Here is a 25,706-nt window from a genome sequence, read left to right on the forward strand (position 1 = left end):
CGGTAAACTAAGGGTCTTGAAGAATATTTATGTTCTATTTCACATCCTATAAAATGAATTTGTATAAACATATTCGCTTTTCGTTGTATTAAACCCTTTTGTTAGATGTTTTTATAAAAGTTTATAAAATGGGTAAACGAAACATTGAAATGTTTGTTTGCGTTGTGATAAGATGGTGAAGTGATAATAAACGTTATGCTGATTTGTTTGGTTTTAAATAAACATTTTAAAGGAGTGTTTAGTATGAGTGATGTTTCAGAGAAGTTTTGGGATGCGTCAATAGAGGAATTAAAGAAAGGGTATGTGTTTGATGAAGAAAAAGAGGAGTACATTTGCTTAGCTTGTGGTGAAACATTTATTAAAGGTGTTATTTATCAGGATAACCAAATTTTGTATGAAGCAGAGAAGTTCGTCCAATTGCATATTCAAAATGAGCATACGTCTATGTTTGATTATTTGTTAAATATGGATAAGAAATTTACTGGTTTAACGGATTTACAAAAGAAAATGGTTCAGTTTTTCCATATGGGACTGAATGATAAAGAAATTGTAAAAGAGATGGATGGCGGAAGTACATCAACCATTCGCAATCATCGATTTACACTTCGAGAGAAAATGAAACAAGCGAAAGTGTTTTTAGCGTTAATGGAATTATCAGAAGAAAAATCAAAAGTACAAACGAAATTTGTACCAATTCATAGAACAGCAACGATGGTGGATGATCGATACAATATTACGGAAGAAGAAAATGATGAAGTATTAAAAGCTCATTTTACAGAAGGGTTAGATGGACCTCTTTCTAAATTTCCGAAGAAACAAAAGCGTAAATTAATTATATTACGTCATTTAGTAAAGAAGTTTGATAGTAATAAAAAGTATACTGAAAAAGAAGTAAATACAGTGATAGAAAATGTATACCCTGATTTCGTAACATTAAGGAGATATTTAATTGAATATGGATTTTTAGATCGAACAGCCGATGGAAGTCAATACTGGGTGAAGTTATAATCATACGAAAAGAAAATGAATAGAAGCACAGTATTATAACAACTATACAAACAGATAGATATTGAAAATAGATTTTTAATAAAAGGAGAAATGAAATTTGAAACCACCTGCAGATAACAAAAAAGAAGGTGCGGAGTCACATGAGTTGGAAAGTGAGAGTAAACCGATTTGGAAATCGATGTCGATGTTTTTAGTACCGTTATTATTAAGTAATGTACTACAATCAGTTGGACAATTATTTGGTATGGTAGTAGTAGGAAGATGGCTTGGAGTTAATGATTTAGCGGCCATATCAGCATTCTTCCCGTTATTTTTCTTACTCGTTTCATTTGTAATTGGTATCGGTTCAGGAAGCTCTATTTTAATTGGTCAGGCGTTTGGTGCTAAGAACGAAGATCGTTTAAAAGCTATCGTTGGTACGACGCTGACATTTACCTTTATTATTGGAGTTGTGTTGGCGATAATAGGCAGTATTTTTGCGATGGATATTATGCGTCTAATGGGAACGCCAGAAAATATTATTGAAATAAGCGTACATTATGCACGAATTTTATTTATATCGATGCCAGTATTATTTTTATATTTCGCATACACAACATTTATGAGAGGTACAGGAGATTCTAAAACGCCATTTTACTTTTTAATTGTAAGTACAGCGCTAAATATGATCTTATTACCGATTTTTATTTTTGGATGGTTAGGAGCTCCGAAATTAGATGTGTATGGAGCAGCCTATGCCTCTGTTATATCTACAGTTATTACGTTTATTGTCATGCTGGTGTATTTAAAGAAGAAAAATCACCCATTACAACTAGATGGCACGGTTAGAAAATACCTTCGAATGGATGGGGAGTTATTAAAGTTATTGCTAAGGCTCGGTATACCAGCAAGTATAAATATGATATTAGTATCATTATCTGAGATTGCCGTAATCGCATTTGTAAATCGTTACGGTTCGGATGCAACAGCTGCTTACGGCGTTGTGAATCAAGTTGCAAGTTATGTACAAATGCCAGCAGTTAGCCTTGGTATTACAGTTTCCATTTTTGCGGCACAATCGATTGGTGCGAATCAATTTGATCGATTGCAGAAAGTTGTGAAGGCTGGAATTATTATGAACTACGTCATCGGTGGTGTGTTAATATCTCTTATTTACTTATTCTCAAGAGACATCTTATCACTATTTTTAACGAGTCAAACTACAATTGAAATTGCTCATAGCTTAGTTATGATTACGTTATGGAGTTATTTAATTTTCGGTCATGCACAAATTATTAGTGCGACAATGCGAGCGAGCGGTACAGTACTTTGGCCAACTGTTATTGGAGTTGTTTCAATTTGGCTTGTAGAAGTACCCGTAGCATATTATCTTTCTTACCATACAAGTCTTGGAATAGAAGGCATTTGGATCGGGTATCCAGCAGCATTTATTGTCAGCTTAATATTACAGTATGCATATTATAAGCTTTCATGGCAAAAGAAACGAATTACACGATTAGTTAGTTAAATAGAAAAATGTCCCTAAGTTATTAGACTTAGGGACATTTTTTCGTAAGTTCAGGTTTATAAATAGCTTTTTAAAGTTATATCAAAATGTTGTCTAATGAGTGTTTTATCACTCATATAAAACTCCCACGCTTTTTCCGGTTCACCGATAATCTCAAAGGATTCTTCTGTAATATATAAAGCGCAATTATCCTCGAGTGCAATTCCTTCTATATTCCCTTGATGATTTTGTAAAAAGGAATGGAAGGCGTTCATTCTGTTTAATTGATTATAATGTGGACAAAATCTTTTATTAACAATCCCCCATCCGTTACTTTCTATATAACCAGAACCTTCATAATCTGATCGGATACTAGACGTGAACCAACACATAGCACCAGCGCTATAACCAGCAATAAGTGTTCCTTGTTGCAGAGCCAATAATAATTTTTCATCGAGTCTATGTTCTTTCCATTGCGTAAGCATGTGAATATAGTTCCCGCCACCTAGATAAATTAAATCGGCTGAATGAATCATCTCGTCTATTTCATACTTAGAAGGTGAATCTGTTGTAGTACGTAAAATTTGTACTTCGCAATGTAATTGTTTTTCAAACGTGTCTAAAAATAATTTTATATAGCTTTCATCATCATGACTAGCCGTTGGAATAAACAATATTTTTGGGTACTGTTTATTTGTTAATTCTATAAGGCGTTCATTAATAGGCAAGTGATTTGAATCTTGTAAATCACCGCCACCAATGACAGCTAATTTCATAGTAAAGCACCACCTAATCATTTTTGTTATATAAAAATTCGATAGAAGAGAGTTACATTCCTTCCGTAATGTAATCAATAATTAGAAAATATAGCTTAAGTATATCGGAATAGTAAAGAAACTACTGACTATATATACCAATGCATTAGAAACCATTCATTGATATATAATATTTCATACTAATGTTTCAAAATATGGAAAAAATATGTTTAAATAGATATAATGACGCATTCATTCATATTGAATTCATACTTATATTTTAAAAGGGTATCGGAAATAATAGCGATTTTCTAAAACAGTTTTTACTTTTAATAGGAAGTTTTATTACAATATGGTAAAATTATTTTAATATATTTATTTAATATGAAATACAAAGAAGGAGCGTGAAAAAAGTGGATTTTCGATTTGAATTTACAACGAAGCTGAAAGAATACTTAGACGATGAGAAGGATGAAAAAATAATAAAAGATGGACATAGAGATGTAATTTTTCACTATTTATATGCGTTAGAGACTGAAATTGGCGTTGTTAAAAATCCTAATTTTACTTTTTTTGCATCAGGAAGACGTTCACATATAGTGTTAGAAAACGTTGAATTTAAAACAGAAGTGAATGTGAAAAGTAATATAATCGAAATTGTAAAAATAGTGGATAATGTAGTTATTCCGTTAGATACTATCGTAGCGAAAGATCGGGAATTATTTGCCCTTGGGCGTAATGAGAAGTTTAGTGTACAAATATTAGAGCAGTACCTTTTTGATACATTTGGAGAAAAATTAGGTTTAAAATGAATGGAATAGCCTATGTATTTATAGGTAGTTAATTTTCGTATATATCATTTACGTTTGACCTTTCATTTAATTTATACTACAATTCGTAGTGTGAAAGGAGTTGTACAATGTTTACTCAAAACTATAAGTTAAATGAGCACGGGTTAAATCATTTCTTTGGACCGCTTGAAGCAAAAATTATGGAGATTGTTTGGTCTAGCGATGGTATTACGATTAAAGAAGTGCAGCAGAAATTAAGTGAAGAATCACCTGTGAATTTTAACACTGTTATGACAGTTATGAACAGGTTAGTAGAGAAATTACACTTAGAAAAACAGACTGTGAAAAGAAGTGGCATATATCGTGCTGTACAAACGAAAGAAGAATTCTTATCCAATCAAACGAAGAAAATGACACAGGAATTGATGGGGGAATTTGGAGATTTAGTTGTAAATCATATGTTAGATGAGTTAGAGCAGGCTGATCCGACTTTAATAAAAAAGTTAGAAGACAAATTGAGTCAGTTAAAAAAAGAGGATTAATGAAATGAAATGGCAAATGCGTAAAATCGTATTGTTAGCAGTAATTGTTAGTACCCTCTTTTTCAGCTTGTTACTGTATTACGTTACATATCCATTTCTGTTTCAAAATAAGATGTTCCTTCTTTCAAAATTTTGCTTGTTCCAGTTAGAAAAACATATGAAAGAATTATCGCTGATTCGTATAATAATCGCTGGATTATTATTACTTACTGTATTAATCGTGTGCAAAAGAATTTGGCGACAATTTTTCTATAGTAAAAAATTACAAAAAGTACTTATCCCTTTCATCCGAAAAGGAAAACAAATATATATATTGCCGACTACGGAAGTTGCGGCATTTACAATTGGGCTATTTCGTCCGAAAGTTGTCATGTCAGAAGGGATGCTTCAAACATTTTCAGATGAAGAAATGGATGCAATTATTTTCCATGAAGAATATCATCAAAAGAATTGGGATCCGCTAAAATTATTTTGTTTTACGCTATTAGCAGAAGGAATGATGTACATACCAATATTAAAAGGGTTGTTACAGCGATATCATACGTATCAGGAACTAGCTGCTGATAAATATGCGATGCAAAAAATGGAATCCTCACTTGAGTTAGGTAGCGCGTTATTAAAATTAATTAAAATAAAGACAATGGAAAATCGATGCGTTACAGCTTTATTTGCAAAAACAGCAATAAATTTACGAATCGAGCAAGTGTTAAATGAAAAGGTTGTTAAGCTTACTATTCCGTTACATACGAATTCGGTATATGTAACAGTAGGTTTATTCTGTATGTCGGTTGTACTTATTGTCGGAGAGTGCATATAGCCTCTTTTTTTTAGAATAAACACTACTCGTTGTAGTGTTTCAGGGGGAATAAAATGAATGCAGCAGATTTAACAATTTGGCTTGTGGCTGGGGCGGGAGTATTGTCATTTATATCACCGTGCTCTTTACCGCTATATCCATCTTATTTATCTTATATTACAGGTGTGTCTATTCAAGATTTAAAAGAAAATCGTGGGATTATGCAAAAATCAGCGATTATACATACAGTATTTTTTATGATCGGATTTTCGGTTATATTTTACGCGTTAGGTTTATCGGTAAGTTGGATTGGAATAACATTTTCATCTAACCAAAAATTGATTCAACAAATTGGTGGGATTTTTATTGTTTTAATGGGGCTATTTATGACGGGGTTGTTTCAGCCTAAGTGGCTTATGGCAGAGAAAAAGGTGCAGTATAAAAGTAAATCTACTGGATTTATTCGCTCGATTTTAGTCGGTATGACATATGCAGCGGGTTGGACGCCATGTGTTGGACCGATATTTTCAGCTGTACTCATGCTTGGCGCGACGAATCCTGAAGGGGCACTTCTTTATATTACAGCGTATACTCTTGGGTTTGCGGTTCCATTTTTCGTGATGGCATTCTTTATTGGGAAGGTAAAATGGATTGTTACATATGCCAATGTCATGATGAAAATTGGCGGTGGAATGATGATTGTAACGGGTATTTTATTGTATACAAATCAAATGACGAAAATTACAGCATTCTTTATTCGTCTATTCGGTGGATTTACAGGTTTTTAAAAATGAGGAGGAAGAAAAGTGAAGAAACTAATTGCTATTATACTAGTAGGTGCTCTCGTTTGGGCGGGGGTTAACTTTTATAATTCAAAGAAAGAAGAAAAGGAAAGAAAAGCAAAGCAAGCAGAGTTACAGGAGAAAGAAGTATTACCACAAGTCGGTTTTAAAGCACCTAGCATCACATTAAAAGGATTAGACGGAAAGTTGCAGTCGTTAAATGATGCTAAGGGAAAACCATATATTATTAATTTTTGGGCATCATGGTGTGGGCCGTGTGAAATGGAGGCACCTGATTTAGTTCATATGTATGATAAATATAAAAAGGATGTTGAAATTTTTGCGGTGAATGCAACTGTTAGTGACCCAGTACAAGAAGCAAGCGCATTTGCTAATCGCTATGGGTTTGAGTTTCCTGTTCTATTAGATATGGACGGAGTAGCTGGACTAGATTATAAAGTATTCTCTTTACCGACGACATTTTTTGTTAATAAAGATGGAATTATAGTAGATCATGTACGAGGTGTATTACCACCAGATCAATTAGAAAAGAAATTTAAGAAATTGATTGAGAATTAAAAGGAGATTTCGTGACGATGGAGTGGATCGTGAGGTTACAACCCATATCTCTTATAATTGGAAGTCTATTTGGATTTGTGTTGATGAAACGAAAGATGAGGCATCAAAATGTATCATATGAAAAAATGATGGATGCCGTAACAAATGCTTTTCTTATCATCGTATTTGTATGGAAGTTTGCACCATCAATTTTAAATCCTGTATGGGCCTTTGGGGCGCCAGTGCAAGCAATATTAGCTGTTGGAAGTATGCAACATATTGTAGTAGGATGCGTGATTGCGAGTGTATACATTGTTTGGAAAAGTAAAAAGGAGCAATTTTCGCTTCGTATTTTACTTGATGCATTGCCTTTTGGTCTGTGTGTGAGTATTATCTTTTATTTTCTATTACATCATGAAGTAGGTGCACAAACGACACTACCATGGGGAATGAAAATATATGAATCTAAACTTTTATATCACCCTATTTTCGTATATGAGATCAGCCTTGCTCTTTGTATAATGGGCTTGTTATGGATGAAAAATGAAAGGCTCGGAAATGGAAAGAATATAAGTGTTTTTCTAATTATTGAGGGGTTTGCTCATATTATTATTTCGCTTGTTAGTGAACAAAATTCGGTTCTGTTTGGTCTATCAGCAGAGCAAATAATGAGCTTTTGTATTATTAGTTTAGGGATTTTGTTGGTGCCGAAAAAATAAAAGATAGCCATGTACAGAGAGTATATGGCTATCTTTTATAAGCATATTTCTTCATCATATGCTAAATCATTATATTGTAGAAATCTAAAAACCCCTTTATTAGGGGTTTTTAGGTTTCTATAGGTCTGCATGTGTTTCTTGTTTATCTGTATCCCATTTTGGAAGTTGTTTTGCTTGTTGACTTTCAGTAAAATTATTAAATCCAAAAGCAAGTATGCATGTAAAGGTTAAAATAGCTAAACTAATCTTTTTCATTATCTTAGTGCCTCCTTAGTTAATAATTTTTGTTTTGCTTCGTAAGTTTTGAAAAAATATTTTTGAGATTTCTCTATTTTATTCACTTTATGAAATTCTACTGCTAATAATTCGTAATATTCTTGTACATAATCATATAATTCTTTACTGTTAAAATATGTAGTGCCTGCAATAATTGCGTTTTCTAAGTCGTCTAGAATACCAGTGTGTTGTGTTTTTAAGATAGTGAAATGGTGTTTATATTCTTGATTATTTAATTCATTACAAATTTCTAAGCCTTTTTGAACCCAATCGTTTGCAAGTTCTTTTTCATTTAAACTAAAATGTTCTTTGGCTTGTAGAAAATTGGCTTTTAGGTGTTTAGGTAATTTGTTTGTAACTATTGTAAGATGTCTAATAGCAAGGGTTGATAGGTTTTGAGAAGAGTAGAGCCAACCTAAGTTATTTCGAACTTTTAAGATTAGTGTATCGTCTTTCAGCTTTTGTAAAATATTGATTGCTGAATTATAGTTCTCTTCGGCTTGTTCGAATTGTTTTAAATAAACAGAACATGAGCCTAAAATGTTTTCGCATAGAGCTATTTTAATTTCATAACGTGGATATTTTGAGAAAATCTCTTTAGCTTGATTTGCATAATTGATTGCTGTAAGTGGTTTGTTTGTATGGTGATTAAATATAGCGAATTTATATTTATATTCAGCTTCTTCTAGTTCGCCTGGTACATGTTTTAAAAGGGATTCAGCTTTTTCGTATTCTTTTTTTGCTTCATCATAATTTCCAATAATGGTAGCATGTTCAGCTTTAAAAAAGTGATAATAATAAGTAATAAAGTCTTCAGTTATTGGATTGTCTAAACGAACAATTTGACTAAAAGTATCATATTTAATGTTTGTCCAATCGGTTAGGACCTTATATTTAAAGTTTAGTAGGGAGTAGTAAAGCGATAGATTTTGATCAGCTTCAATTTTATTAATCTGTTTCTCTATTTTTTCTTTTAATTGTTTCGCTTCAATTAATTGCTCCGCTACCATTACTTGATATAAAATATTTAATTCGTTGACAATCTGTTCATGCCCTTTTAATAACACACTCATTATATATTCCCCCATTCGATAAAAGTATCCTAATTTAATTATTTCTATAATAGCAAAATAGAAGAAGTATAAGAGTGATTTTACCATATTTTTCAACGAAATTCTGAAAAATTAATTAATTTTTACATTTTTCTTATTTTTATGTGAATATTACAAGTGCCTCTGGTAGTGGTGGGATGAATCTGACTCATGATACGTTAGCATCAATGGGAGGGATAGTTTTACTTGTAAATATGTTTTTAGGAGGATTGTTCGGATTGGGTCCAACTGTTAAGTTTTTAACAAAAATTTCACTTTCTTATTTAATAAAAACAGGATAATCCTCATTTTATAAGAATCATCCTGTTTTTATTGATATATTAAAAAATCGGCGGAGTAACAGAAAATAAGACTATCGCGTTTTTTTCAAAATGATTCACCCATTTATGCTTTAAATAAGCAGGTATTTTTACACTGTCGCCAGTTTCTAATACGTATTCTTCCTCATTTAAATATAATGTGATTTTCCCATCTAAGACAAATGCTAATTCTTCTCCTTTATGTTCTAGCACATTTTCTGATGAAGCTGTATTAGGCGGGACGGTCATAATTGCTGTTGCTAAATTTCCAGTGAAATCAGGTGAAAGCATTTCATATGATAAATTATCAATAATCATTTTCTTTCGTTTATGGGAACGTACAATTAAATCGTCTGTATTTGTATCTTCAAGTAAAAAGCTAAATGTTGGCACATCAAGAGCTTTAGCAAGCACTTTTAATGTTTGGATAGAAGGGTTAGCGGACCCGCGCTCAATTTGACTTAACATTGATGGTGTAATATCGGCCATCTTTGCTAGTTCTTTACTAGTTAAACCCTTTTCTTTTCTTTGTTTTTCAATTTTTTTACCAATATCTATATTTTCCATAATGAAAATCTCCTTAATAATTATTAAATTATATTTAAATAAATTAAATTAAAATTAACCTAATGGGATTATTTGTGTTAAACTATATTAAAATTAATTTAATTATAATTTATTGTATGGTGAGCTACAAGGATATAAGGAGGAAACAAAATGAAAGAAATAGGGGCATTACAAGCAGAATCTCCATTAGTGAATAAGCTTATTGCAACAGAAGAAGTATTTTGGATAAATCCAAACATAGAAAAGTATGAAACAGCAATAAAAGATTCACCACTTAATGAAGAGAATGTAAAAGATGCGGAAGAGAGATTAAAGCGTTTTGCACCATATATTGCGAAAGTTTTTCCTGAAACGAAAGGGGCGAACGGCATAATCGAATCACCTTTAGTGAAAATACCTTCTATGAAAGAAGCTTTAGAGAGAAAATATGAGCAACCTATTTTAGGAGAATTATTATTAAAATGTGATAGTCATCTTCCAATATCAGGATCAATTAAAGCTAGGGGCGGCATTTATGAAGTGTTGAAACATGCTGAGCAACTAGCATTGCAGCACGGAATGGTAACAGAAGAAGATAATTATTCCGTTTTAGATAGTGATACATGTAGAGAGTTTTTCTCGAAATATTCAATTGCAGTAGGTTCTACAGGGAATTTAGGACTTAGCATAGGGATTATGAGTGCGAATCTAGGTTTTAATGTAACTGTTCATATGTCAGCAGATGCAAAAGAATGGAAGAAAGATTTATTAAGAAGTAAAGGTGTAAACGTTATTGAATATGAAGATGATTATAGCAAAGCAGTAGAAGAAGGAAGAAGACAAGCGGATGCGGATCCTAGCTGTTATTTTGTAGACGATGAAAACTCGCATGATTTATTTTTAGGATACGCAGTAGCAGCATCACGATTACAAAAGCAATTAGAAGAGTTAGAGGTTGTAGTAGATGAAAATCATCCTTTATTTGTTTATCTTCCGTGCGGAGTAGGAGGAGGACCTGGCGGAGTAGCATTCGGTTTAAAGTTATTGTATAAAGATAATGTTCATTGTTACTTTGCAGAGCCAACACATTCTCCTTGTATGTTACTCGGCTTAATGACAGGCCTTCATGACAAAATTTCCGTTCAAGATATCGGAATTGATAATGTAACAGATGCGGATGGACTTGCGGTAGGAAGGCCATCTGGATTTGTCGGTAAAACGATGGAACCATTTTTGAGTGGGAATTACACAGTAAGCGATGAAGAGTTATATAGATTGTTAAAAGAGCTAGCTGATACGGAGAATATTTATTTAGAGCCTTCTGCACTAGCAGGTATGATAGGGCCAGTGAAAGTATGTAAAGAAGATGAGTATTTACAAAAGCTACAGTTAACAGAGAAGGTGAAAAAAGGTACTCATATTGTGTGGGGAACGGGTGGAAGTATGGTTCCAAAAGATATAATGGATGAATATTATAGGAAAGGTTTGGAATTAACGATATAAGAAAAATGAGGCTAGTTGTAGCCTCATTTTTTCATGTACATAAAAATCTTTGTTATTTTCACAATAGTTCTTTATAGTATATATAAAGGATAACTAATATTGAATAAATACAACAAAAAAGCTTTATTTTACATAATAAGAGGATGTGTATACGATGTCATTACAGACTAAATATATAGCGGGTATTTCGCTTGGGGTTATGGGTGTCGGCTTTGCGGCTTCTATCCCTTTTCAAGGAACGGTAGCTGGAGAGATTATACAAGGTGGATTTGAAGCTGGATTGGTTGGTGGACTTGCGGATTGGTTCGCGGTTACAGCTTTATTCCGTCATCCGATGGGAATACCAATTCCGCATACAGCTTTGTTACCTAAAAACCGTAAACGGGTAACGAAAGGACTCATTCATACGTTAGAAAATGAATGGCTGACGAAAGAAAGTATTACGAATAAAGTAAAAGAGATGCAGTTAGCACAAATGGTACTGCAAATTGCTGAGAGAGAAATGCAGTCTGATGCTGTGAAAAAGGGGATTGTAACGATTGCAGAGAAAGCAATTGTTACAATAGATACAGAAAAGTTAGCTGTTATTATTGAAAAAGAATTAAAAACATATTTGCATACAATTAATACAAGTAACATTTTACAAGTGCTTGTTGATCAATTAGTTGTGCAAGAATATGATGAAAAGACACTTGATTACATATTGGTGAAGGTAAAAGATTGGACAGCGCAAGATGAAGCTCGTTACCAGCTCGGTAGCTTAGGTATGAAGGCGATGGAAAATATAAAAGTAGATGGATTCTTGCAGTTTACTTTGAAATCATTTATGAATATTGTAGATGAAGATAAAATTGGCGGCATTTTGCAGAAGTTTATCATTAGTAATATTAACAGCTTACAAGAGGCTGATAATAGCACAAGACAACTTATATTAGCGAAGATTCGTCAAGAAATTATCAATGTAAAAGAAAATGAAGCCTTATTACAGGAATTAGAAAATTGGAAAGAAAAGTGGATTGCGAATTGGAATGCTACTGACAAAATAAAAGAGATGCTAGAGCAAGTACAACAAAGAGCAGTTGCTTTTGTAAATAATGAAGAATTTGCTGATAAATATGTTATTCCATTTTTACAAAAACAAATGAACAAAATAAAAGAAGATGAACAAACTGTTCAAAAAATAGAGGAGTGGTTACAAAAGCAAGTTGTTACACTTGTGGAAAAGAACCATTCGAAAATCGGTAAGCTTGTACAAGAAAATCTTGATAAGTTAGATGATAAAACGTTAATCGAAATGATTGAAAATAATGTCGGTAAAGATTTACAGTGGATCCGAGTAAACGGGGCGGTTTGCGGATTTATGATTGGATTAGTGTTAGAAGGAATTAAAGCGATTATATGAGAAAAACCTTCCGCAATTGCGGAAGGTTTTTTATTTTTCGAGAACACTCATATTCAAATTATAAGCTTTCTCAATATTTAACTTGTACGTCCCATTTCCAGTTTTAATCGAATTTTTATACCAATGTTCTTGGTTGTTTAATTCTGGATGTTCTTCTGAAGAAGTATTTTCGTTTTTCGTTAAATCTTCTACTTGTTCCCAAGGTGTGCTTCCATGTGTTTCTTTTTGATTTGTTACTGCTGTTAAAGATACATCACTCTCTTGTGCAAGATGGACAGACACTCTTGAGCTTTCCTGTACAAACCAATTATTTTGTAATTGACCTGGATAAAGAGATAGTTCGTTATTTGAAGCACGGATTTCCACATTTTTATTTTGCGGAAGAACAAGCGTTGGTTTCACCTGTGGTGCTGAATTAAATAACGTATGCTGAACAGGTAATAATTTTAAAGTGATATACATCGTTTCTCCAGCCGTTTGAACTGAAAGGAAATCATCTTGTTTTAAATTGAGTTTTTCATTTGCTTTCGTCGTCATTTCATAAGTTCCCAAAAGGTGAATTTGATTTGTATTATTTCCCTCTATCGTTAGAGGCTGATGACCTGCATCTACTACGATTTTTTTGATAGATTCAGGTATATCAAATTGTCCGTCGGGAATATTACTCGTTTGCCTCGTTGTGTTAATAGAGTGACGAACTTCTTCTAGTAATCCAGTTGATAATAAACAGTAAAAAGCAATTCCGACGCTTCCTAAAACACCGATAAAGAAAATACTAAAAATATCATATTTAATAAATGATTGTTCCTTCTTAGAAAATAGAAGGTATAGTAAAACTTCAGCTCCAAGTATGATAAGTAAAACTGGCCACCATGCAGTTAGTGTATCTAATACTTGAATTCCTTTTACGACTGAAAATAGTAAAAAGCATCCTAACGATATAATAGAAAGCCCCATTGAGAATGTTCCAACACGCCAAGTCCTCATTCGCTTGTCCCACCTTTGTTTTCTTTATTTCCAAGTAACAATTTAAAGCCGCCGCCAATTAAAAGGAGTGCAACGATAGATGTCTGGAAATAGCGATAATATAGTTCACTAAGATGAATATTAAATATAGTTACAAAATAATCATTCAAAATAGGAAGGACTGTTTGATTTAATAAATAATAACCACCGAGTGTAATTAATCCGATACCAATCCATCTTTGATGATTTATAAAATAATCGATAATGGGTTCGTCTTGTACTCGTTCTTTTCCGTATTTTGCTGTTTGCTGTAACGCATCAAAAAAGCTATAGAACCAAATGATTGGTACTAAAAATAAAAACGCAGAAAGTCTTAATAAGTCGAGTAAATAAATAGATAGTAAAAAGGCTGCCATAAGCTGAAGACCACGGCGTTGTAAACCTAAATACATATGACCTGCTCCAGGGAACATCGCTAAAATAGAAGCAAATGTTTTACTTTTCTTTCCTTGCTCTCGATGTTCTTCAAACTCTTCGAAAATAGTACGATCATCTAGTTGCTCGCCACGTTCTTTTTTCTGGAGTTGCTGAACAACATCGAAGAAATTGTAAATCCATAAAACAGGTAATGTAATAAGGAAGATAAGAAAACTTTCTTGCGATGTTAAAAGTGCAACGAAAATAATCATACTTCCGATTCCTGTGCAAGCTACTAAAAACGTAAGACCACGTTGCATAAGTCCTAATTGGAAATGGCCAAGTCCAGGGATGATAGATAGGAGAATGATATAAAATCGTTCGCTCTCTTTAGAGGAATTTATCAATTCTCCAGCTTCTTGTTTTTTCGTTTGTTTTATAATGGTGATAACTAAATCTAGTAAGTTAATTACCCATAGAACAGCTAGTAAAAATAGAGAAAGAAAAGCAATATCACGTTCTCTTACTACTATGGTACAGAATACTGCAAAGGAGAATAGAAATAAAGATCCTCCGCTATATAAAATAAACCGTCCTAGCTTTTTTAAGTATAAATGTCCAAGCCCAGGAATTAGCCCTAATACAAGTGCTAAAAAGGGGTTTTTATTCATGCTTTAAACCTCCGTCCTTTTTTGATGTATCTACCGATTTGTTTACAATTTGTTGTGAGATAGAAGACTCGTTATGTTTTGAAGATTTCTCGAAATTTGATGTCGCTGTAAAAATATATTGGAATAAACCACTTACCATAAAAATAATTGTAGCTGCAGTCGCAATTATGTAGTGAATAATTGTGCGTTTTAGTGAGTTTGTTTTTATATTTTCATTAGGTTGTAGCGTTTCAAAATTAATTTGCGTCATAACTTCGTTCGTAAATGAATCATCATTTATCATTGGAAGGTTTTCATGTTGTTCATCAATACTTTCCATATAAAGTGTTAAACAATGATCACATTCGTAAAGATGTTCTTCCATAGATTCACGTTCATTGCTTTCTATAAAATCTAATGTATAATTGCGCCAATCTTCTTTTGAATAATGCATCATAGAAACTCTTCCTCCTTCCAATGTTTTTTAATCCATTTTCGTGCCCGATACAGTTTCATTTCAACTGTTTTCACTTCGATGTTTTCCTGTAAAGCAATTTCTTGATAGCTTTTTTCTTCTAAGTAATGTGCGAGAACGACGTCACGGTAATTTTCCGGAAGTTCTCTCAGTTTTTGAGCGATGAGTAATTTTTGCTCTTTCGTCAATAATAAATCCTCAATATTATGAGAGGATTTTATATTTCCTTCAGTTTCTTTACATAAGGAGAGTTCTTCGTTTTCTCTAGCTTTCTTCCTCTTATAATCAATAGCGTGATTGGTGGCAATACGCGCCATCCACGTTTTTAATCCGCGAAATTGATAATTAGGGAGAGAGGCGTGAATTTTTACGAATACTTCTTGTGTAACATCTTTCGCATCTTCTTCATGTCTTAAAATAGAAAAGATAACTTGGAAAATATAATGACGATATGTTTGCACAAGGATACGAAAAGCATGTTCGCTTCCTTGTTGTGCTTTTTCAATTAATTGTTTTTCCTCAATGGGTCTCTCCCTCCTTTTTGACGCATTCTATTATATAGACGTAAAGAATGATAAGTCACCCTACACATTTTATAAAAAAAGAATAATATATTTTTTGTAGGAGAGCTAGATGAAAAAAGGTGTGAAAAAATGGTAAAGAGAAGTATATAATGAGCAAGTGGGAAATGTTACACGTAGAAAGGATGTGAATGTTAGTAGGAGGAAGGTCCATACTAACAAACATGAAAATTACAATATTGATAGCAGATGATAACTCTTTTATTAGAGAGGGCATGAAAATTATTTTAAATACATACGAAGAGTTTGAAGTAGTAGATACAGTAAATGATGGGAAGGAAGCAGTGGAGTATTGCAAAAAGAACGACGTTGATATCGCTCTATTAGATGTTCGCATGCCAAATATGAACGGAGTAGAGGCGACGAAATTCATTTGTGAAGAGACGAAAACAAAACCGCTTATTTTAACGACGTTTGATGATGATGAATATATTTTGGATGCAGTAAAAAACGGAGCTAAAGGTTATTTATTAAAAAATAACGATCCGGAGCGGATTCGTGATGCGATAAAAGGAGTATATAACGGTCAAACTGTTATGCAAGATGTTGTCCTCGATAAAATTAAGTCTAATTTAATGGAAAGTAAAGAGGAAGAATGTAAAATTGATAAGAGTCTTTTCACAGAAAGGGAGCTTAGTATTATCGCATTAATTGCAAAAGGTTTCTCAAATAAAGAAATTTCGAAACAGCTTTTTATATCTGAGGGAACAATTGCAAATTATATTACGTCAGTTTTAGGGAAAACTGGACTTGAACATCGCACACAAATTGCGATTTATTACTTAACAGGGAAAGTAGATTAATGATATGGAATTTTGGTTAACTGTAAGTAAATTAATTGTCTTTTTATATATTGTGTTTAGTTATATTTACGCAAATGTAGCAAATTTACCGTGGGTTATATTTACTTTACTTATTTACCTCTCTGTAAACGTAATGATTTCTATATTTAAAAAAGATACGTATAAAAAAATATTAATCTGTATGTCCATTGGCGTAGTTATGTTATTTACATGGAGGATTCATCCATTTTTTATTTTGTTTTTACCTTTGAACTTATACGAAATTATATTCTATTACATAGAAAATAATTGGCCACGCTTTGTCGTTATGATGCTCCCAATTACGATTGCAGATGAAAGTATTCGAATGACTTATGGATTAATTGTTGCATTTTCTTTTCTCGTTTTAACTATTGCAGATCGATATATATCGCGTGTAGTAAAGCTTGAATCGCAAAATGATAAGATGCGGAAAGATATGCAACGACTTACGAAAAGTTTACATGAAAATAAAGAGTACATAAGACAATCTGAATACACATTTAAGCTAGAAGAGAGAAATCGGTTATCACAAGAAATTCATGATAAAATTGGCCACTCGATGACGGGTGCACTAATTCAAATGGAAGCAGCAAAGAGATTAATGGGGATAGATAAAGAAAAATCAGCGGAGTTATTACAAAATGCAATTCACATTTCAAAAGATGGAATTGAAAGTATTCGCATTACGTTAAAAAATATGAAGCCACCAACAGAGCAAATTGGCATTCATCGTATGAAATTATTCATAGAGGAATTTGCCGGTAAGAATGATGTGAATATTCCTTTCGTGTACAAAGGGAACTTAGATATGATTTCTCCCATTCAGTGGAAAATTATCGGTGAGAATGTTACAGAAGCACTAACAAATGCAATGAAATATGCTGATGCGACAGTTATTTCTATAGATATTCATGTGCTTAACAAGATGGTTAAGGTGCAAGTGAAGGATAACGGAAAAGGGGTAGCTCTTGTTAAAAAAGGTCTCGGTATTATGGGGATGGAGGAGCGAACGGCGTCTGTAAACGGAAAAATTATTGTAGATGGGACAAGTGGTTTTTCAGTAACGATGTTGTTGCCAATATAAAGAGAATGGTACGAGGATGAACCATCTCATATGAAAAAAGTGAATATTCTCATGTGAAAAGAATGAACTTCTGCACTGAGCAGGTTCATTCTTTTTGTTTATACTAAAAGCAGAGAAACCGAAATAGGGGTGAAAATGATGAATACATTAGAAATTAAAAATTTAACGAAAAAATTTGGTGATTTCATCGCAGTTGATAATATGTCTTTATCTATTAAAGAAGGAGAAATATTTGGCTTTTTAGGATCAAATGGTGCTGGTAAGAGTACAACGATAAATATGATTGCTGGTTTGTTAAGAAGTAATGAAGGTGAAATTAGCATACTAGGAAAAAATATAAAGAAACATAATCGATTTGCAAAGATGAATATCGGTATTGTTCCACAAGATATTGCGATTTATGAAGAGTTAACTGCCTATGAAAATGTGAAATTCTTTGCTGGATTGTACGGATTACGAGGAGCTGAATTAAAAGCTAGGGTAGAGGAAGCTCTTCAATTTGTAGGACTTAGTGATAAACAGAAAAGCTATCCGAAGAACTTTTCTGGTGGGATGAAAAGAAGATTAAATATTGCTTGTGCAATTGCACATAGACCGAAGTTAATTATTATGGATGAACCGACAGTTGGAATTGATCCGCAGTCAAGGAACTATATTCTTCAGTCTGTCCGGAAGTTAAATGAAATGGGAAGCACTATTATTTACACGAGCCACTACATGGAAGAAGTAGAAGAGATTTGTACGAAAATCGCAATTGTCGACCACGGTAAAGTGATTGCAGAAGGTACGAAAGAACAGTTAAAAGCGATTATTACAGATACGAAAGATATTTGGATTGAAGTGAAGTCAGTAGAAAATTTAGATGTAGAAAAGTTAAAAGAGATAAACGGTGTGAAAGCTGTTCAGATTGAAGAGAACGTAATCAAGGTAAACTCGGATGCAGGATTAAATAATTTAAATCAAATTATTCAGCATTTCATTAATCATGACATTGAAATTCGTTCGTTAGAGGAGCAGGCTCCAAACTTAGAAACAGTATTTCTTACGTTAACCGGAAGAAACTTACGAGATAAATAAAAGGTAAAGGGAGGTTCATCAATTGAACATCTTCAATATTGCAATTATGCATATTAAAAGAGATTTCAGAGACGTAAGAACTTTAGTTTTTATGTTAGCATTTCCGATTGTGCTTATGCTTGTGTTAGGAACAGCGTTAACCAACGCATTTAATAGTGATAGTCATTCGATTAAAGATATACAAGTGCTATATAAAGATGAAGCGAGTAGCACGTTTTCTCAATCATTTGAAGCATTTACGAAAGAAGTGGATAAATCAGGTATTCATTTTAAAAAAGCTTCCGAAGGTATAGATGGGAAAGAAGAAGTGAAGAAAAATAAATATGCTGCTTATGTAGAGTTAAATAAAGATGGTGCAAAATTTTACGGAAGTGACAAAAGTAGTATTGAGGGGAGTATTGTGGAAGGAATGCTTACAACATTTGTTGATAAGTACAATGTAGCGGTCGAAGTTGCAAAAGTAGATCCTACTAAGGTGAGCACAGTTATTTCAAACGGAAATCATAATGATTATATAAAAGAAACATCCTTACAAGCTGCGAAAAAACCAGGTTCTATGGATTACTATGCGGTTGTAATGACAACGATGATTGCACTATATGCTGCGATGGGAGCGAGTTCTTTAATTCGAGGAGAACGAATACGTAAAACAGGAGATCGTCTCATTGCTGCACCTATAAGTAAAGCTGAAATATTCATTGGAAAAGTACTTGGTAGCCTAGTAGCAAATGCCCTGTGCATATTACTCGTCATGTTATTTAGTAAATTTGTTTTTCAAGCGAATTGGGGCGACCATCTTGGAATCATATTTCTTATTTTATTAACACAAGTCTTTCTAGCAATTAGCTTCGGTTTAGGAATCGGATATATTACGAAAACAGCTGAAGCGTCTAGGGCAATTATTATGGTTGTTGTGCAATTAGCTTCTATTTTTGGAGGTGCATATTTCGTAATAGAAGAAAATTTCGTTACGAATTTATCACCATTAACTTGGGCAAATACAGCTGTTATGAAAATTATTTATGCAAATGATGTAGGGGCAGCATTATCAGTCATTTCTTTAAACCTTGGAATTTCAGCACTCTTTTTATTAATTGCAATTATTGCATTACGTAGACGGGAGGGGCTATAGTATGAAGGATATTTTATGGCTCATACAAAAAACGTTATCTGTGCTTTTGAAAAATAAAAAAAGTTTACTCATTATAATTAGCTTGCCGATAATAGGGACGCTCATTTCCTTCTCGATATATGGAAATGCAGGGCAAGGAACGTTAAATATCGGGATTGTAAATAAAGAAAATGAGCCGATAACAAATGATACGATAAAGTTTTTAGAAGGATTAAATCATGTGAATGTGAGTAAGGTTAAGGAGTCTGAAGTAGAAGATAAACTCACTTCCAAAAAACTTGATGGAGTTATTACATTGGATTCTGGTTTTTCAAAAAGTGTTCGAGAAGGGAAACCAGAGCATATTGAAATTTCATCGATTAAAGGTGATCAAGTAACAGGATTTATAAAATCATATTTATATAATTATATTGATAATATAGCAGCTATTAGTAAAGTAGCAGGAACAGATCAAAGTACATTCGACAATATGTACGCAGGGTATCAAAAAGGTTCATTTAAAATGAAAACTGAGACGCTAGAAGATACTTCGAAAAATAAAGATATGACAAATCAAACGATGGGTTACCTTATTATGTTTATGCTGTTTTCAGCAGCTAACTTATCAGGTCATATTTTAAAAGAAAAAGAGAATAGAACGTACTTTAGACTATTATCAACGCCGATAGATGGGAAGAAGTTCATATTATCTAATGTCGGGGTAAATATGATAATACTAACAGTACAAATTTTGATTACAATCCTATTCCTGACGAATGTTTTTCATACGGATATCAATATGTCTTTCATAGTGATGATGGGCGTACTAATGCTATTTGCATTAATCGCAATTGGAATATCATTAGTCCTTGTAGCTTTTTCGAAAAACTCAGCATCGGCAAATGCGATGCAAAATATGATCATTGTACCAACATGCTTACTTGCGGGATGTTATTTCCCATATGATATTATGCCAAGTGCAGTACAAAAAGTAGCTAATTTTCTTCCACAGCGCTGGTTGTTAGATACGATATCAAAACTACAGCAGGGAATACCATTCTCGGAGTTGTATTTAAACATTTTAATTTTATTCGCTTTCGCAATTGCATTCTTCTTAATTGCTATTTATAAGTTTGGAAGAAATAATGATGCGAGAAATTTTGTTTAATGTGAAAAGGTGTGGCTTAATGCCATACCTTTTTTGTTTGAAATTTAGAGTATCTTTTGTAGTATAGGAATGCTTTTGTAGAGCACTTCGTTATGTGAAGCATGCAAAACATATTTATTTCCATCTAGAAGAAAAACGCTATGTAGAACAGCGTTACCGTCACCATGTTTTGTAAGTAAATCACCGACGACTTTGCCGTCTGTCCATTTCAGTTTGGAATGTGAAGGGATGACTTGTAAATATTGAGTTGTTTCCTCTCCATTTCCGGCAATGAGTGTCGTTTCAATATTTCTTTTTTGTATAATAAATCTATTTGTATTTAATGTATCGAGGAAAGGGTTTTTCGTTTTCATCGTACTATAAGGAAGAAATGTAATAGAAGAGTCAGATCTTATAAATAAATAATTTCCGTAATTTTTACAAGGAATAACATCTTGTAATCCTGGAAAGTAAATGTGTATCGCCTCAACTTTATTCATTTTATGTAAGATGCTTAAGTAACAAATATATTGTTCTATATAAAAATGAACGATATTTATTTTAGCAGAGGCATGAAAAGGGAGACTACCTCCAGTCCAATAACTATAATTGGGTGGAGATCCAGCGTTTGGTGTGCAGAGTATTATAAGCTGATTCACATCATTTTTATATTCATCACTTTGAACGTAAGAACGTCCAAGAAGCCCGCCCATACTATGACAAATTAGATTTAGTTTATCGCAACCTGTCATTTTTTTAGCATAGGCAATCGTTTGTAATAAATATTTTTGTGTAGAAAAAACAATACGCTGCCGCCAGTCATAAAAACAGATGAACAAGTTTTTATTTCGTTCGTAGCCCATACTTTCTAGCATCATGATGAATGGTTCGTAAACAAATGCAGAAAGTCCAAAACTCCAATTACCAGTGCCGGGAATAATAATATTGCTCATTGAACCGAAAAGACCTGGGATAAAAACAATAGGAGTTTTTCCTTTTCTCATATTCGTATCTCCTTTAACTGTTTAGTATCAATAAAAATAAGAAATACATTTCGTATGAAAACATATTTAAATGAAACACTACGAAATAGTAAGGAATATGATCGGAAGGAAATCAAAATGATTAAAAAAATATTGCGAGTTACTTCTATTGTTATTGCTATTTTCGTTTTTATTTTAATATGGATGCATATCGATGTTACCTTAGGTAGGAAAATGGAAGCTGGGAAAAACATGCCGACAGAGTATGCGCCTCATTATAGTGACTTTCAATTATATGTAGAAGGGAAGTCTTTTTATAAACAATTATTTACTGATATAAGAGAAGCCAAAAGCTCCATCTACACTTATTTCTTCATTTTGTCGGATGATAAAAGTAGTCATACTTTTTTAAACTTATTAAAAGAGAAGGCAAAAGAAGGAGTAAACGTCTATTTATCAGTTGATCGCATGAATGATTTATCATTTGAAAGAAAGATGATAAATGAATTGCGGGAAAGTGGTGTGCATTTTACATATAGTAGAAAACCTGCATTGCCATTCGGATTTTATTCACTTCACCATCGTAATCATCGCCGTATTACGACGATTGATGGGGAGATTGGCTATACAGGCGGATTTAATATAGGAGATGAGTACTTAGGGAAAGATAAGCGATTTGGATATTGGCGTGATTATCATGTACGGCTTAAAGGAGAAGGAGCAAAAGATTTAGAAGAGCAGTTTGCTTTAGATTGGAAACGAGATACGAAAGAAGAGATAAAGAGGAGTACGAATAAAGCTAGTAAAGGGAATACATTACATACTATGACTAGTTACAATGGGCATTACGTTGCTGAAAAATATATAGAGCTCATAAAACAAGCTCAACACTCCATTGTAATTGCAACGCCGTATTTTATAGCAAAAAATAAAGAATCTATGAATGCTTTAATCGCAGCGCAAAAGCGTGGTGTTACAGTAAAAATACTTTGGTCATATAAACCGGATCTACCTCTTATAAAAGAAGCGGCGTATCCATACATACGTCAAGCTGTTAATAATGGGATTACTGTATATGGTTATAAAAAAGGAATGTTCCATGGTAAATTAATGCTTATTGATAATGAATTAACCGTTATTGGTACAACAAACTTTACTTCGCGTAGCTTCAATATAAATGATGAAATGAATTTTTATATTTATGGTGGTCCTATTGTAGGACAAGTTAATAAGGCGTTAACAGAGGATTTTCATGATTCGAAAGAAATGACGAAAGAGTTTTTTGAAAAGTTATCTTTTTGGGAGCGTTGTAAGGAGAAAGTGGCAGGATTGGTTGACTTCTATTTGTGATGATGAATTAGGAAAGGGTGCCTACAAAAGGCACCCTTTTTGGTGGGGAATTATTATTTTTCATGCACCAGCATCGTAACATCATCATTGATCAACGTCCCCACATGTTCGCCTAAACATATTTTCTTCATGACACCAGGCTCATCAAAGTTAAAGACGTGTGCTGGTAAATTGTAGTCCCGGGCAAGCAGTAATGCCGCTTGATCCATGACTTGTATATTTTGTCTAACGACATCATTATAGTTTAGTTTGCTGTACATTTTTGCTGATTTATTATGCTTTGGATCACTTGTAAAGACGCCATCGACCCCTTGTTTTGCGACTAATATGGCATCACTATTCATCTCGATGGCTCTTTGTACACTTGGATAATCAGTCGTCACGAACGGTTGGCCGTTACCGCCTCCAAAGATAACGATATAACCGTTATCTAAATGGTGGACTGCACGCAAGCGAATGTATGGTTCAGCTACTGCATTAAATGGAATGGAAGTCATAACGCGTACTTCTCTATTTGTTTTACTTGTTAAAACACCGCGAAGCATTAAGCTGTTAATGATTGTACCTAACGTACCGATATTATCAGCTTCTACGCGATCAATTCCCCACTCTTCAGCTAGATGCCCCCTAAAAATGTTACCGCCACCGATGACGATGGATACTTCGATACCTAAATCAACAATGGATAAAATTTCGTTTGCGATATGTTCTAATCGTTTGGAGTTAAAGCTATTTCCAGTTTGATCGGCAAGTGCACCGCCGCTTAATTTAATTAAGACACGTTTATATGGTCTCATAACAATTCCCCCTATATAGATCGCAATAAAAAAGGAACAAAGGCGAATGCCTTTGTTCCTTTTTAAGAAAATGAAAAAGAAAAGAAGAAGATAGGACGAATTGCTTTGTATAGTTTTTCATAACATCCACTCCTTTTCATTTTGATTTGTTTTAAGTATATATCTTTTTGATTATACGAAACAATCTGATTACTTATCAAGTTTATTTTATCGTTTTTTAACAAAATGGTGTCAATGAAAAAAAGAAGAAAAATATATGAATTTTTTGTGACGAACTTGTAGGTTTTTGTATGATTTTGTAGGTTCGCTTATAAGATGTGTGAGTAGCTTTTATAAATTCAAATTGAAAGCGTTCGCATGAAGGGGATGAACATAAATGAAAAAATTCGGATTGGCAACACAAATTTTTGTCGCGCTTGTTTTAGGGATTGTAGTAGGGGCAGTCTTTTATGGCAATAAAACGGCGATTTCTTATATCACACCAATTGGGGATATATTTATTCACCTAATTAAGATGATTGTAGTACCAATTGTTATTTCAGCCTTAATTGTTGCGGTAGCTGGTGTAGGAGATATGAAAAAGCTTGGGAAACTGGGCGGTAAGACAATTCTTTATTTCGAAATTATTACGACGATTGCTATTTTAATGGGATTACTTGCAGCGAATATATTCCAACCAGGTACTGGTGTTGATATGAGTAATTTACAGCAAAGTGATATTTCTTCTTATAAACAAACAGCAGATGCAACGGAGAAGAAAGGTTTTGCTGAGACAATTGTTCACATTGTACCAAAAAACGTATTTGAATCGATTGCACAAGGTGACCTATTACCGATTATATTCTTCTCAGTACTATTCGGCTTAGGAGTTGCGGCAATTGGGGAAAAAGGAAAGCCTGTTTTTAACTTCTTTGAAGGCGTACTCGAAGCAATGTTTTGGGTTACAAATCAAGTTATGAAATTTGCACCATTTGGTGTATTCGCATTAATTGCCGTTACAGTTGCAAAATTTGGTGTAGCAACATTACTTCCGCTAGGAAAACTAGTGCTAGCTGTATACGTAACTGTTATACTATTCGTTGTGATTGTATTAGGTATTAATGCACGAATGGTTGGAGTAAACATTTTTACATTAATAAAAATTTTAAAAGAAGAACTGATTCTTTCGTTTACGACAGCAAGTTCAGAAGCTGTTTTACCTAATATAATGAGAAAAATGGAAGAGTTCGGTTGTCCAAAGGCAGTTGCCTCTTTCGTAATTCCGACAGGTTATACATTTAACTTGACTGGATCGGCTATTTATCAAGCGTTAGCGGCATTGTTTGTTGCACAAATGTACGGTGTGCACATGTCACTAACGGAGCAAATAACGTTATTATTCGTTCTCATGTTAACATCCAAAGGTATGGCGGGAGTTCCAGGTGCATCGTTCGTTGTTGTATTAGCAACGTTAGGTTCAATGGGGCTACCACTAGAAGGTATCGCGTTAATTGCGGGAATTGACCGCATTTTAGATATGATTCGCTCATCTGTCAATGTATTAGGAAATGCATTAGCGGCCATTGTTATGTCGAAGTGGGAAGGCGAATTCGATAATGAGAAAGCAAAACAATATGTAGAAACAGTCAAAGAAACAAAAGCAGCATAAGAAATCGTTAAGGAGTGAATA

Annotated in this window: 28 protein-coding genes; 18 read left to right on the plus strand and 10 right to left on the minus strand. The window is 33.4% G+C overall.

All coding sequences use genetic code 11. From position 1 onward, the window contains the following. Positions 1-243 precede the first annotated feature (243 nt). Complete coding sequence (locus tag BUA87_RS00310) at positions 244-1,008, plus strand: DUF2087 domain-containing protein (RefSeq protein ID WP_065228599.1); 765 nt, start codon at positions 244-246, stop codon at positions 1,006-1,008. Positions 1,009-1,105: 97 nt separating this feature from the next. Then, on the plus strand, positions 1,106-2,515 hold the full coding sequence (locus BUA87_RS00315; RefSeq protein WP_072938166.1) for an MATE family efflux transporter: 1,410 nt from the start codon (positions 1,106-1,108) through the stop codon (positions 2,513-2,515). Between the two features lie 56 nt (positions 2,516-2,571). On the opposite strand, the gene BUA87_RS00320 is transcribed toward BUA87_RS00315, so the two are convergent. Continuing rightward, the gene (locus BUA87_RS00320; RefSeq protein ID WP_000762116.1) at positions 2,572-3,270 is read right to left on the minus strand and encodes a peptidase E; all 699 of its coding nucleotides are present in this window, start codon (positions 3,268-3,270) and stop codon (positions 2,572-2,574) included. A 392-nt stretch (positions 3,271-3,662) separates the two neighbouring features. On the opposite strand from BUA87_RS00320, the gene BUA87_RS00325 reads away from it, so the two are divergent. The 6 genes from BUA87_RS00325 to BUA87_RS00350 all read left to right on the plus strand — a co-directional run bounded on the left by BUA87_RS00325 (position 3,663) and on the right by BUA87_RS00350 (position 7,437). After that, complete coding sequence (locus tag BUA87_RS00325; RefSeq protein ID WP_000347529.1) at positions 3,663-4,061, plus strand: DUF3942 family protein; 399 nt, start codon at positions 3,663-3,665, stop codon at positions 4,059-4,061. Between the two features lie 107 nt (positions 4,062-4,168). Continuing rightward, complete coding sequence (locus BUA87_RS00330) at positions 4,169-4,582, plus strand: BlaI/MecI/CopY family transcriptional regulator (RefSeq protein ID WP_000495052.1); 414 nt, start codon at positions 4,169-4,171, stop codon at positions 4,580-4,582. A 4-nt stretch (positions 4,583-4,586) separates the two neighbouring features. Beyond that, on the plus strand, positions 4,587-5,399 hold the full coding sequence (locus BUA87_RS00335; RefSeq protein ID WP_065228601.1) for a M56 family metallopeptidase: 813 nt from the start codon (positions 4,587-4,589) through the stop codon (positions 5,397-5,399). Positions 5,400-5,452: 53 nt separating this feature from the next. Then, entirely contained in the window at positions 5,453-6,166 is a 714-nt protein-coding gene (gene ccdA / locus BUA87_RS00340) for a cytochrome c-type biogenesis protein CcdA (protein ID WP_071714467.1), read from the plus strand. A gap of 18 nt (positions 6,167-6,184) precedes the next feature. Continuing rightward, positions 6,185-6,739, plus strand: coding sequence for a TlpA family protein disulfide reductase (locus tag BUA87_RS00345; protein WP_000733187.1), 555 nt, complete (start codon positions 6,185-6,187; stop codon positions 6,737-6,739). 17 nt (positions 6,740-6,756) lie between these two features. Beyond that, positions 6,757-7,437: a prolipoprotein diacylglyceryl transferase family protein gene (locus tag BUA87_RS00350; protein WP_069355371.1), complete on the plus strand. Its 681-nt coding sequence runs from the start codon at positions 6,757-6,759 to the stop codon at positions 7,435-7,437. Positions 7,438-7,554: 117 nt separating this feature from the next. Here BUA87_RS00350 and BUA87_RS31140 read toward each other — a convergent pair whose 3' ends face one another. Then, positions 7,555-7,692, minus strand: coding sequence for a hypothetical protein (locus BUA87_RS31140; RefSeq protein WP_000724012.1), 138 nt, complete (start codon positions 7,690-7,692; stop codon positions 7,555-7,557). Then, positions 7,692-8,786: a response regulator aspartate phosphatase gene (locus BUA87_RS00355; protein ID WP_069355372.1), complete on the minus strand. Its 1,095-nt coding sequence runs from the start codon at positions 8,784-8,786 to the stop codon at positions 7,692-7,694. Before BUA87_RS00355 ends, BUA87_RS31140 begins: the two co-directional genes overlap by 1 nt. A 143-nt stretch (positions 8,787-8,929) precedes the next feature. On the opposite strand from BUA87_RS00355, the gene BUA87_RS00360 reads away from it, so the two are divergent. Then, entirely contained in the window at positions 8,930-9,106 is a 177-nt protein-coding gene (locus BUA87_RS00360) for a hypothetical protein (RefSeq protein WP_002025592.1), read from the plus strand. A gap of 39 nt (positions 9,107-9,145) precedes the next feature. On the opposite strand, the gene BUA87_RS00365 is transcribed toward BUA87_RS00360, so the two are convergent. Beyond that, entirely contained in the window at positions 9,146-9,691 is a 546-nt protein-coding gene (locus BUA87_RS00365) for a helix-turn-helix domain-containing protein (RefSeq protein ID WP_000427637.1), read from the minus strand. A 150-nt stretch (positions 9,692-9,841) separates the two neighbouring features. On the opposite strand from BUA87_RS00365, the gene BUA87_RS00370 reads away from it, so the two are divergent. After that, positions 9,842-11,173: a D-serine ammonia-lyase gene (locus BUA87_RS00370; protein WP_071714465.1), complete on the plus strand. Its 1,332-nt coding sequence runs from the start codon at positions 9,842-9,844 to the stop codon at positions 11,171-11,173. 154 nt (positions 11,174-11,327) lie between these two features. Then, complete coding sequence (locus BUA87_RS00375) at positions 11,328-12,575, plus strand: DUF445 domain-containing protein (RefSeq protein WP_000058308.1); 1,248 nt, start codon at positions 11,328-11,330, stop codon at positions 12,573-12,575. Between the two features lie 30 nt (positions 12,576-12,605). Here the strand turns inward: BUA87_RS00375 and exsE are convergent, their stop codons facing one another. The 4 genes from exsE to BUA87_RS00395 are packed head-to-tail and all read right to left on the minus strand — an operon-like array spanning position 12,606 to position 15,544. After that, on the minus strand, positions 12,606-13,562 hold the full coding sequence (gene exsE, locus BUA87_RS00380) for an exosporium protein ExsE (RefSeq protein WP_071714464.1): 957 nt from the start codon (positions 13,560-13,562) through the stop codon (positions 12,606-12,608). Next, entirely contained in the window at positions 13,559-14,629 is a 1,071-nt protein-coding gene (locus tag BUA87_RS00385) for a hypothetical protein (RefSeq protein ID WP_001039116.1), read from the minus strand. Before BUA87_RS00385 ends, exsE begins: the two co-directional genes overlap by 4 nt. Further along, the gene (locus BUA87_RS00390; protein ID WP_065228606.1) at positions 14,622-15,065 is read right to left on the minus strand and encodes a hypothetical protein; all 444 of its coding nucleotides are present in this window, start codon (positions 15,063-15,065) and stop codon (positions 14,622-14,624) included. The genes BUA87_RS00385 and BUA87_RS00390 overlap by 8 nt, the downstream gene beginning before the upstream one ends. After that, positions 15,062-15,544, minus strand: coding sequence for an RNA polymerase sigma factor (locus tag BUA87_RS00395; RefSeq protein ID WP_232339738.1), 483 nt, complete (start codon positions 15,542-15,544; stop codon positions 15,062-15,064). Before BUA87_RS00395 ends, BUA87_RS00390 begins: the two co-directional genes overlap by 4 nt. A gap of 284 nt (positions 15,545-15,828) precedes the next feature. Here BUA87_RS00395 and BUA87_RS00405 point away from each other — a divergent pair, with 284 nt between their 5' ends. The 5 genes from BUA87_RS00405 to BUA87_RS00425 all read left to right on the plus strand — a co-directional run bounded on the left by BUA87_RS00405 (position 15,829) and on the right by BUA87_RS00425 (position 20,928). Beyond that, positions 15,829-16,467: a response regulator transcription factor gene (locus BUA87_RS00405; RefSeq protein WP_000704780.1), complete on the plus strand. Its 639-nt coding sequence runs from the start codon at positions 15,829-15,831 to the stop codon at positions 16,465-16,467. A gap of 4 nt (positions 16,468-16,471) precedes the next feature. Next, on the plus strand, positions 16,472-17,572 hold the full coding sequence (locus BUA87_RS00410; RefSeq protein WP_072938169.1) for a sensor histidine kinase: 1,101 nt from the start codon (positions 16,472-16,474) through the stop codon (positions 17,570-17,572). Between the two features lie 138 nt (positions 17,573-17,710). After that, entirely contained in the window at positions 17,711-18,649 is a 939-nt protein-coding gene (locus BUA87_RS00415; protein ID WP_001093820.1) for an ABC transporter ATP-binding protein, read from the plus strand. Between the two features lie 22 nt (positions 18,650-18,671). Then, complete coding sequence (locus BUA87_RS00420) at positions 18,672-19,781, plus strand: ABC transporter permease (RefSeq protein ID WP_001020153.1); 1,110 nt, start codon at positions 18,672-18,674, stop codon at positions 19,779-19,781. 1 nt (position 19,782) lies between these two features. Continuing rightward, the gene (locus BUA87_RS00425; RefSeq protein WP_000651886.1) at positions 19,783-20,928 is read left to right on the plus strand and encodes an ABC transporter permease; all 1,146 of its coding nucleotides are present in this window, start codon (positions 19,783-19,785) and stop codon (positions 20,926-20,928) included. A 44-nt stretch (positions 20,929-20,972) separates the two neighbouring features. On the opposite strand, the gene BUA87_RS00430 is transcribed toward BUA87_RS00425, so the two are convergent. After that, positions 20,973-21,911: an esterase/lipase family protein gene (locus BUA87_RS00430; protein ID WP_071714462.1), complete on the minus strand. Its 939-nt coding sequence runs from the start codon at positions 21,909-21,911 to the stop codon at positions 20,973-20,975. Between the two features lie 117 nt (positions 21,912-22,028). Here BUA87_RS00430 and cls point away from each other — a divergent pair, with 117 nt between their 5' ends. Further along, the gene (gene cls / locus BUA87_RS00435) at positions 22,029-23,240 is read left to right on the plus strand and encodes a cardiolipin synthase (RefSeq protein ID WP_071714461.1); all 1,212 of its coding nucleotides are present in this window, start codon (positions 22,029-22,031) and stop codon (positions 23,238-23,240) included. Positions 23,241-23,293: 53 nt separating this feature from the next. Here cls and pyrH read toward each other — a convergent pair whose 3' ends face one another. Further along, entirely contained in the window at positions 23,294-24,037 is a 744-nt protein-coding gene (gene pyrH, locus BUA87_RS00440; RefSeq protein ID WP_001248059.1) for a UMP kinase, read from the minus strand. 376 nt (positions 24,038-24,413) lie between these two features. Here pyrH and BUA87_RS00445 point away from each other — a divergent pair, with 376 nt between their 5' ends. Beyond that, complete coding sequence (locus BUA87_RS00445; RefSeq protein ID WP_000713291.1) at positions 24,414-25,685, plus strand: cation:dicarboxylate symporter family transporter; 1,272 nt, start codon at positions 24,414-24,416, stop codon at positions 25,683-25,685. Positions 25,686-25,706 lie beyond the last annotated feature (21 nt).

This window comes from Bacillus sp. bc15 (assembly GCF_900142585.1).
Taxonomy (GTDB): Bacteria; Bacillota; Bacilli; order Bacillales; family Bacillaceae_G; genus Bacillus_A; species Bacillus_A cereus.

Bases quoted from the DNA above. Each gene is read 5' to 3' on its own strand.
- BUA87_RS00310 (WP_065228599.1), top strand. From the start codon at position 244: ATGAGTGATGTTTCAGAGAAGTTTTGGGATGCGTCAATAGAGGAATTA.
- BUA87_RS00320 (WP_000762116.1), bottom strand. From the start codon at position 3,270: ATGAAATTAGCTGTCATTGGTGGCGGTGATTTACAAGATTCAAATCAC.
- BUA87_RS00330 (WP_000495052.1), top strand. From the start codon at position 4,169: ATGTTTACTCAAAACTATAAGTTAAATGAGCACGGGTTAAATCATTTC.
- BUA87_RS00335 (WP_065228601.1), top strand. From the start codon at position 4,587: ATGAAATGGCAAATGCGTAAAATCGTATTGTTAGCAGTAATTGTTAGT.
- ccdA (WP_071714467.1), top strand. From the start codon at position 5,453: ATGAATGCAGCAGATTTAACAATTTGGCTTGTGGCTGGGGCGGGAGTA.
- BUA87_RS00350 (WP_069355371.1), top strand. From the start codon at position 6,757: ATGGAGTGGATCGTGAGGTTACAACCCATATCTCTTATAATTGGAAGT.
- BUA87_RS31140 (WP_000724012.1), bottom strand. From the start codon at position 7,692: ATGAAAAAGATTAGTTTAGCTATTTTAACCTTTACATGCATACTTGCT.
- BUA87_RS00355 (WP_069355372.1), bottom strand. From the start codon at position 8,786: ATGAGTGTGTTATTAAAAGGGCATGAACAGATTGTCAACGAATTAAAT.
- BUA87_RS00365 (WP_000427637.1), bottom strand. From the start codon at position 9,691: ATGGAAAATATAGATATTGGTAAAAAAATTGAAAAACAAAGAAAAGAA.
- BUA87_RS00370 (WP_071714465.1), top strand. From the start codon at position 9,842: ATGAAAGAAATAGGGGCATTACAAGCAGAATCTCCATTAGTGAATAAG.
- BUA87_RS00375 (WP_000058308.1), top strand. From the start codon at position 11,328: ATGTCATTACAGACTAAATATATAGCGGGTATTTCGCTTGGGGTTATG.
- exsE (WP_071714464.1), bottom strand. From the start codon at position 13,562: ATGAGGACTTGGCGTGTTGGAACATTCTCAATGGGGCTTTCTATTATA.
- BUA87_RS00385 (WP_001039116.1), bottom strand. From the start codon at position 14,629: ATGAATAAAAACCCCTTTTTAGCACTTGTATTAGGGCTAATTCCTGGG.
- BUA87_RS00390 (WP_065228606.1), bottom strand. From the start codon at position 15,065: ATGATGCATTATTCAAAAGAAGATTGGCGCAATTATACATTAGATTTT.
- BUA87_RS00405 (WP_000704780.1), top strand. From the start codon at position 15,829: ATGAAAATTACAATATTGATAGCAGATGATAACTCTTTTATTAGAGAG.
- BUA87_RS00410 (WP_072938169.1), top strand. From the start codon at position 16,472: ATGGAATTTTGGTTAACTGTAAGTAAATTAATTGTCTTTTTATATATT.
- BUA87_RS00415 (WP_001093820.1), top strand. From the start codon at position 17,711: ATGAATACATTAGAAATTAAAAATTTAACGAAAAAATTTGGTGATTTC.
- BUA87_RS00425 (WP_000651886.1), top strand. From the start codon at position 19,783: ATGAAGGATATTTTATGGCTCATACAAAAAACGTTATCTGTGCTTTTG.
- BUA87_RS00430 (WP_071714462.1), bottom strand. From the start codon at position 21,911: ATGAGAAAAGGAAAAACTCCTATTGTTTTTATCCCAGGTCTTTTCGGT.
- cls (WP_071714461.1), top strand. From the start codon at position 22,029: ATGATTAAAAAAATATTGCGAGTTACTTCTATTGTTATTGCTATTTTC.
- pyrH (WP_001248059.1), bottom strand. From the start codon at position 24,037: ATGAGACCATATAAACGTGTCTTAATTAAATTAAGCGGCGGTGCACTT.
- BUA87_RS00445 (WP_000713291.1), top strand. From the start codon at position 24,414: ATGAAAAAATTCGGATTGGCAACACAAATTTTTGTCGCGCTTGTTTTA.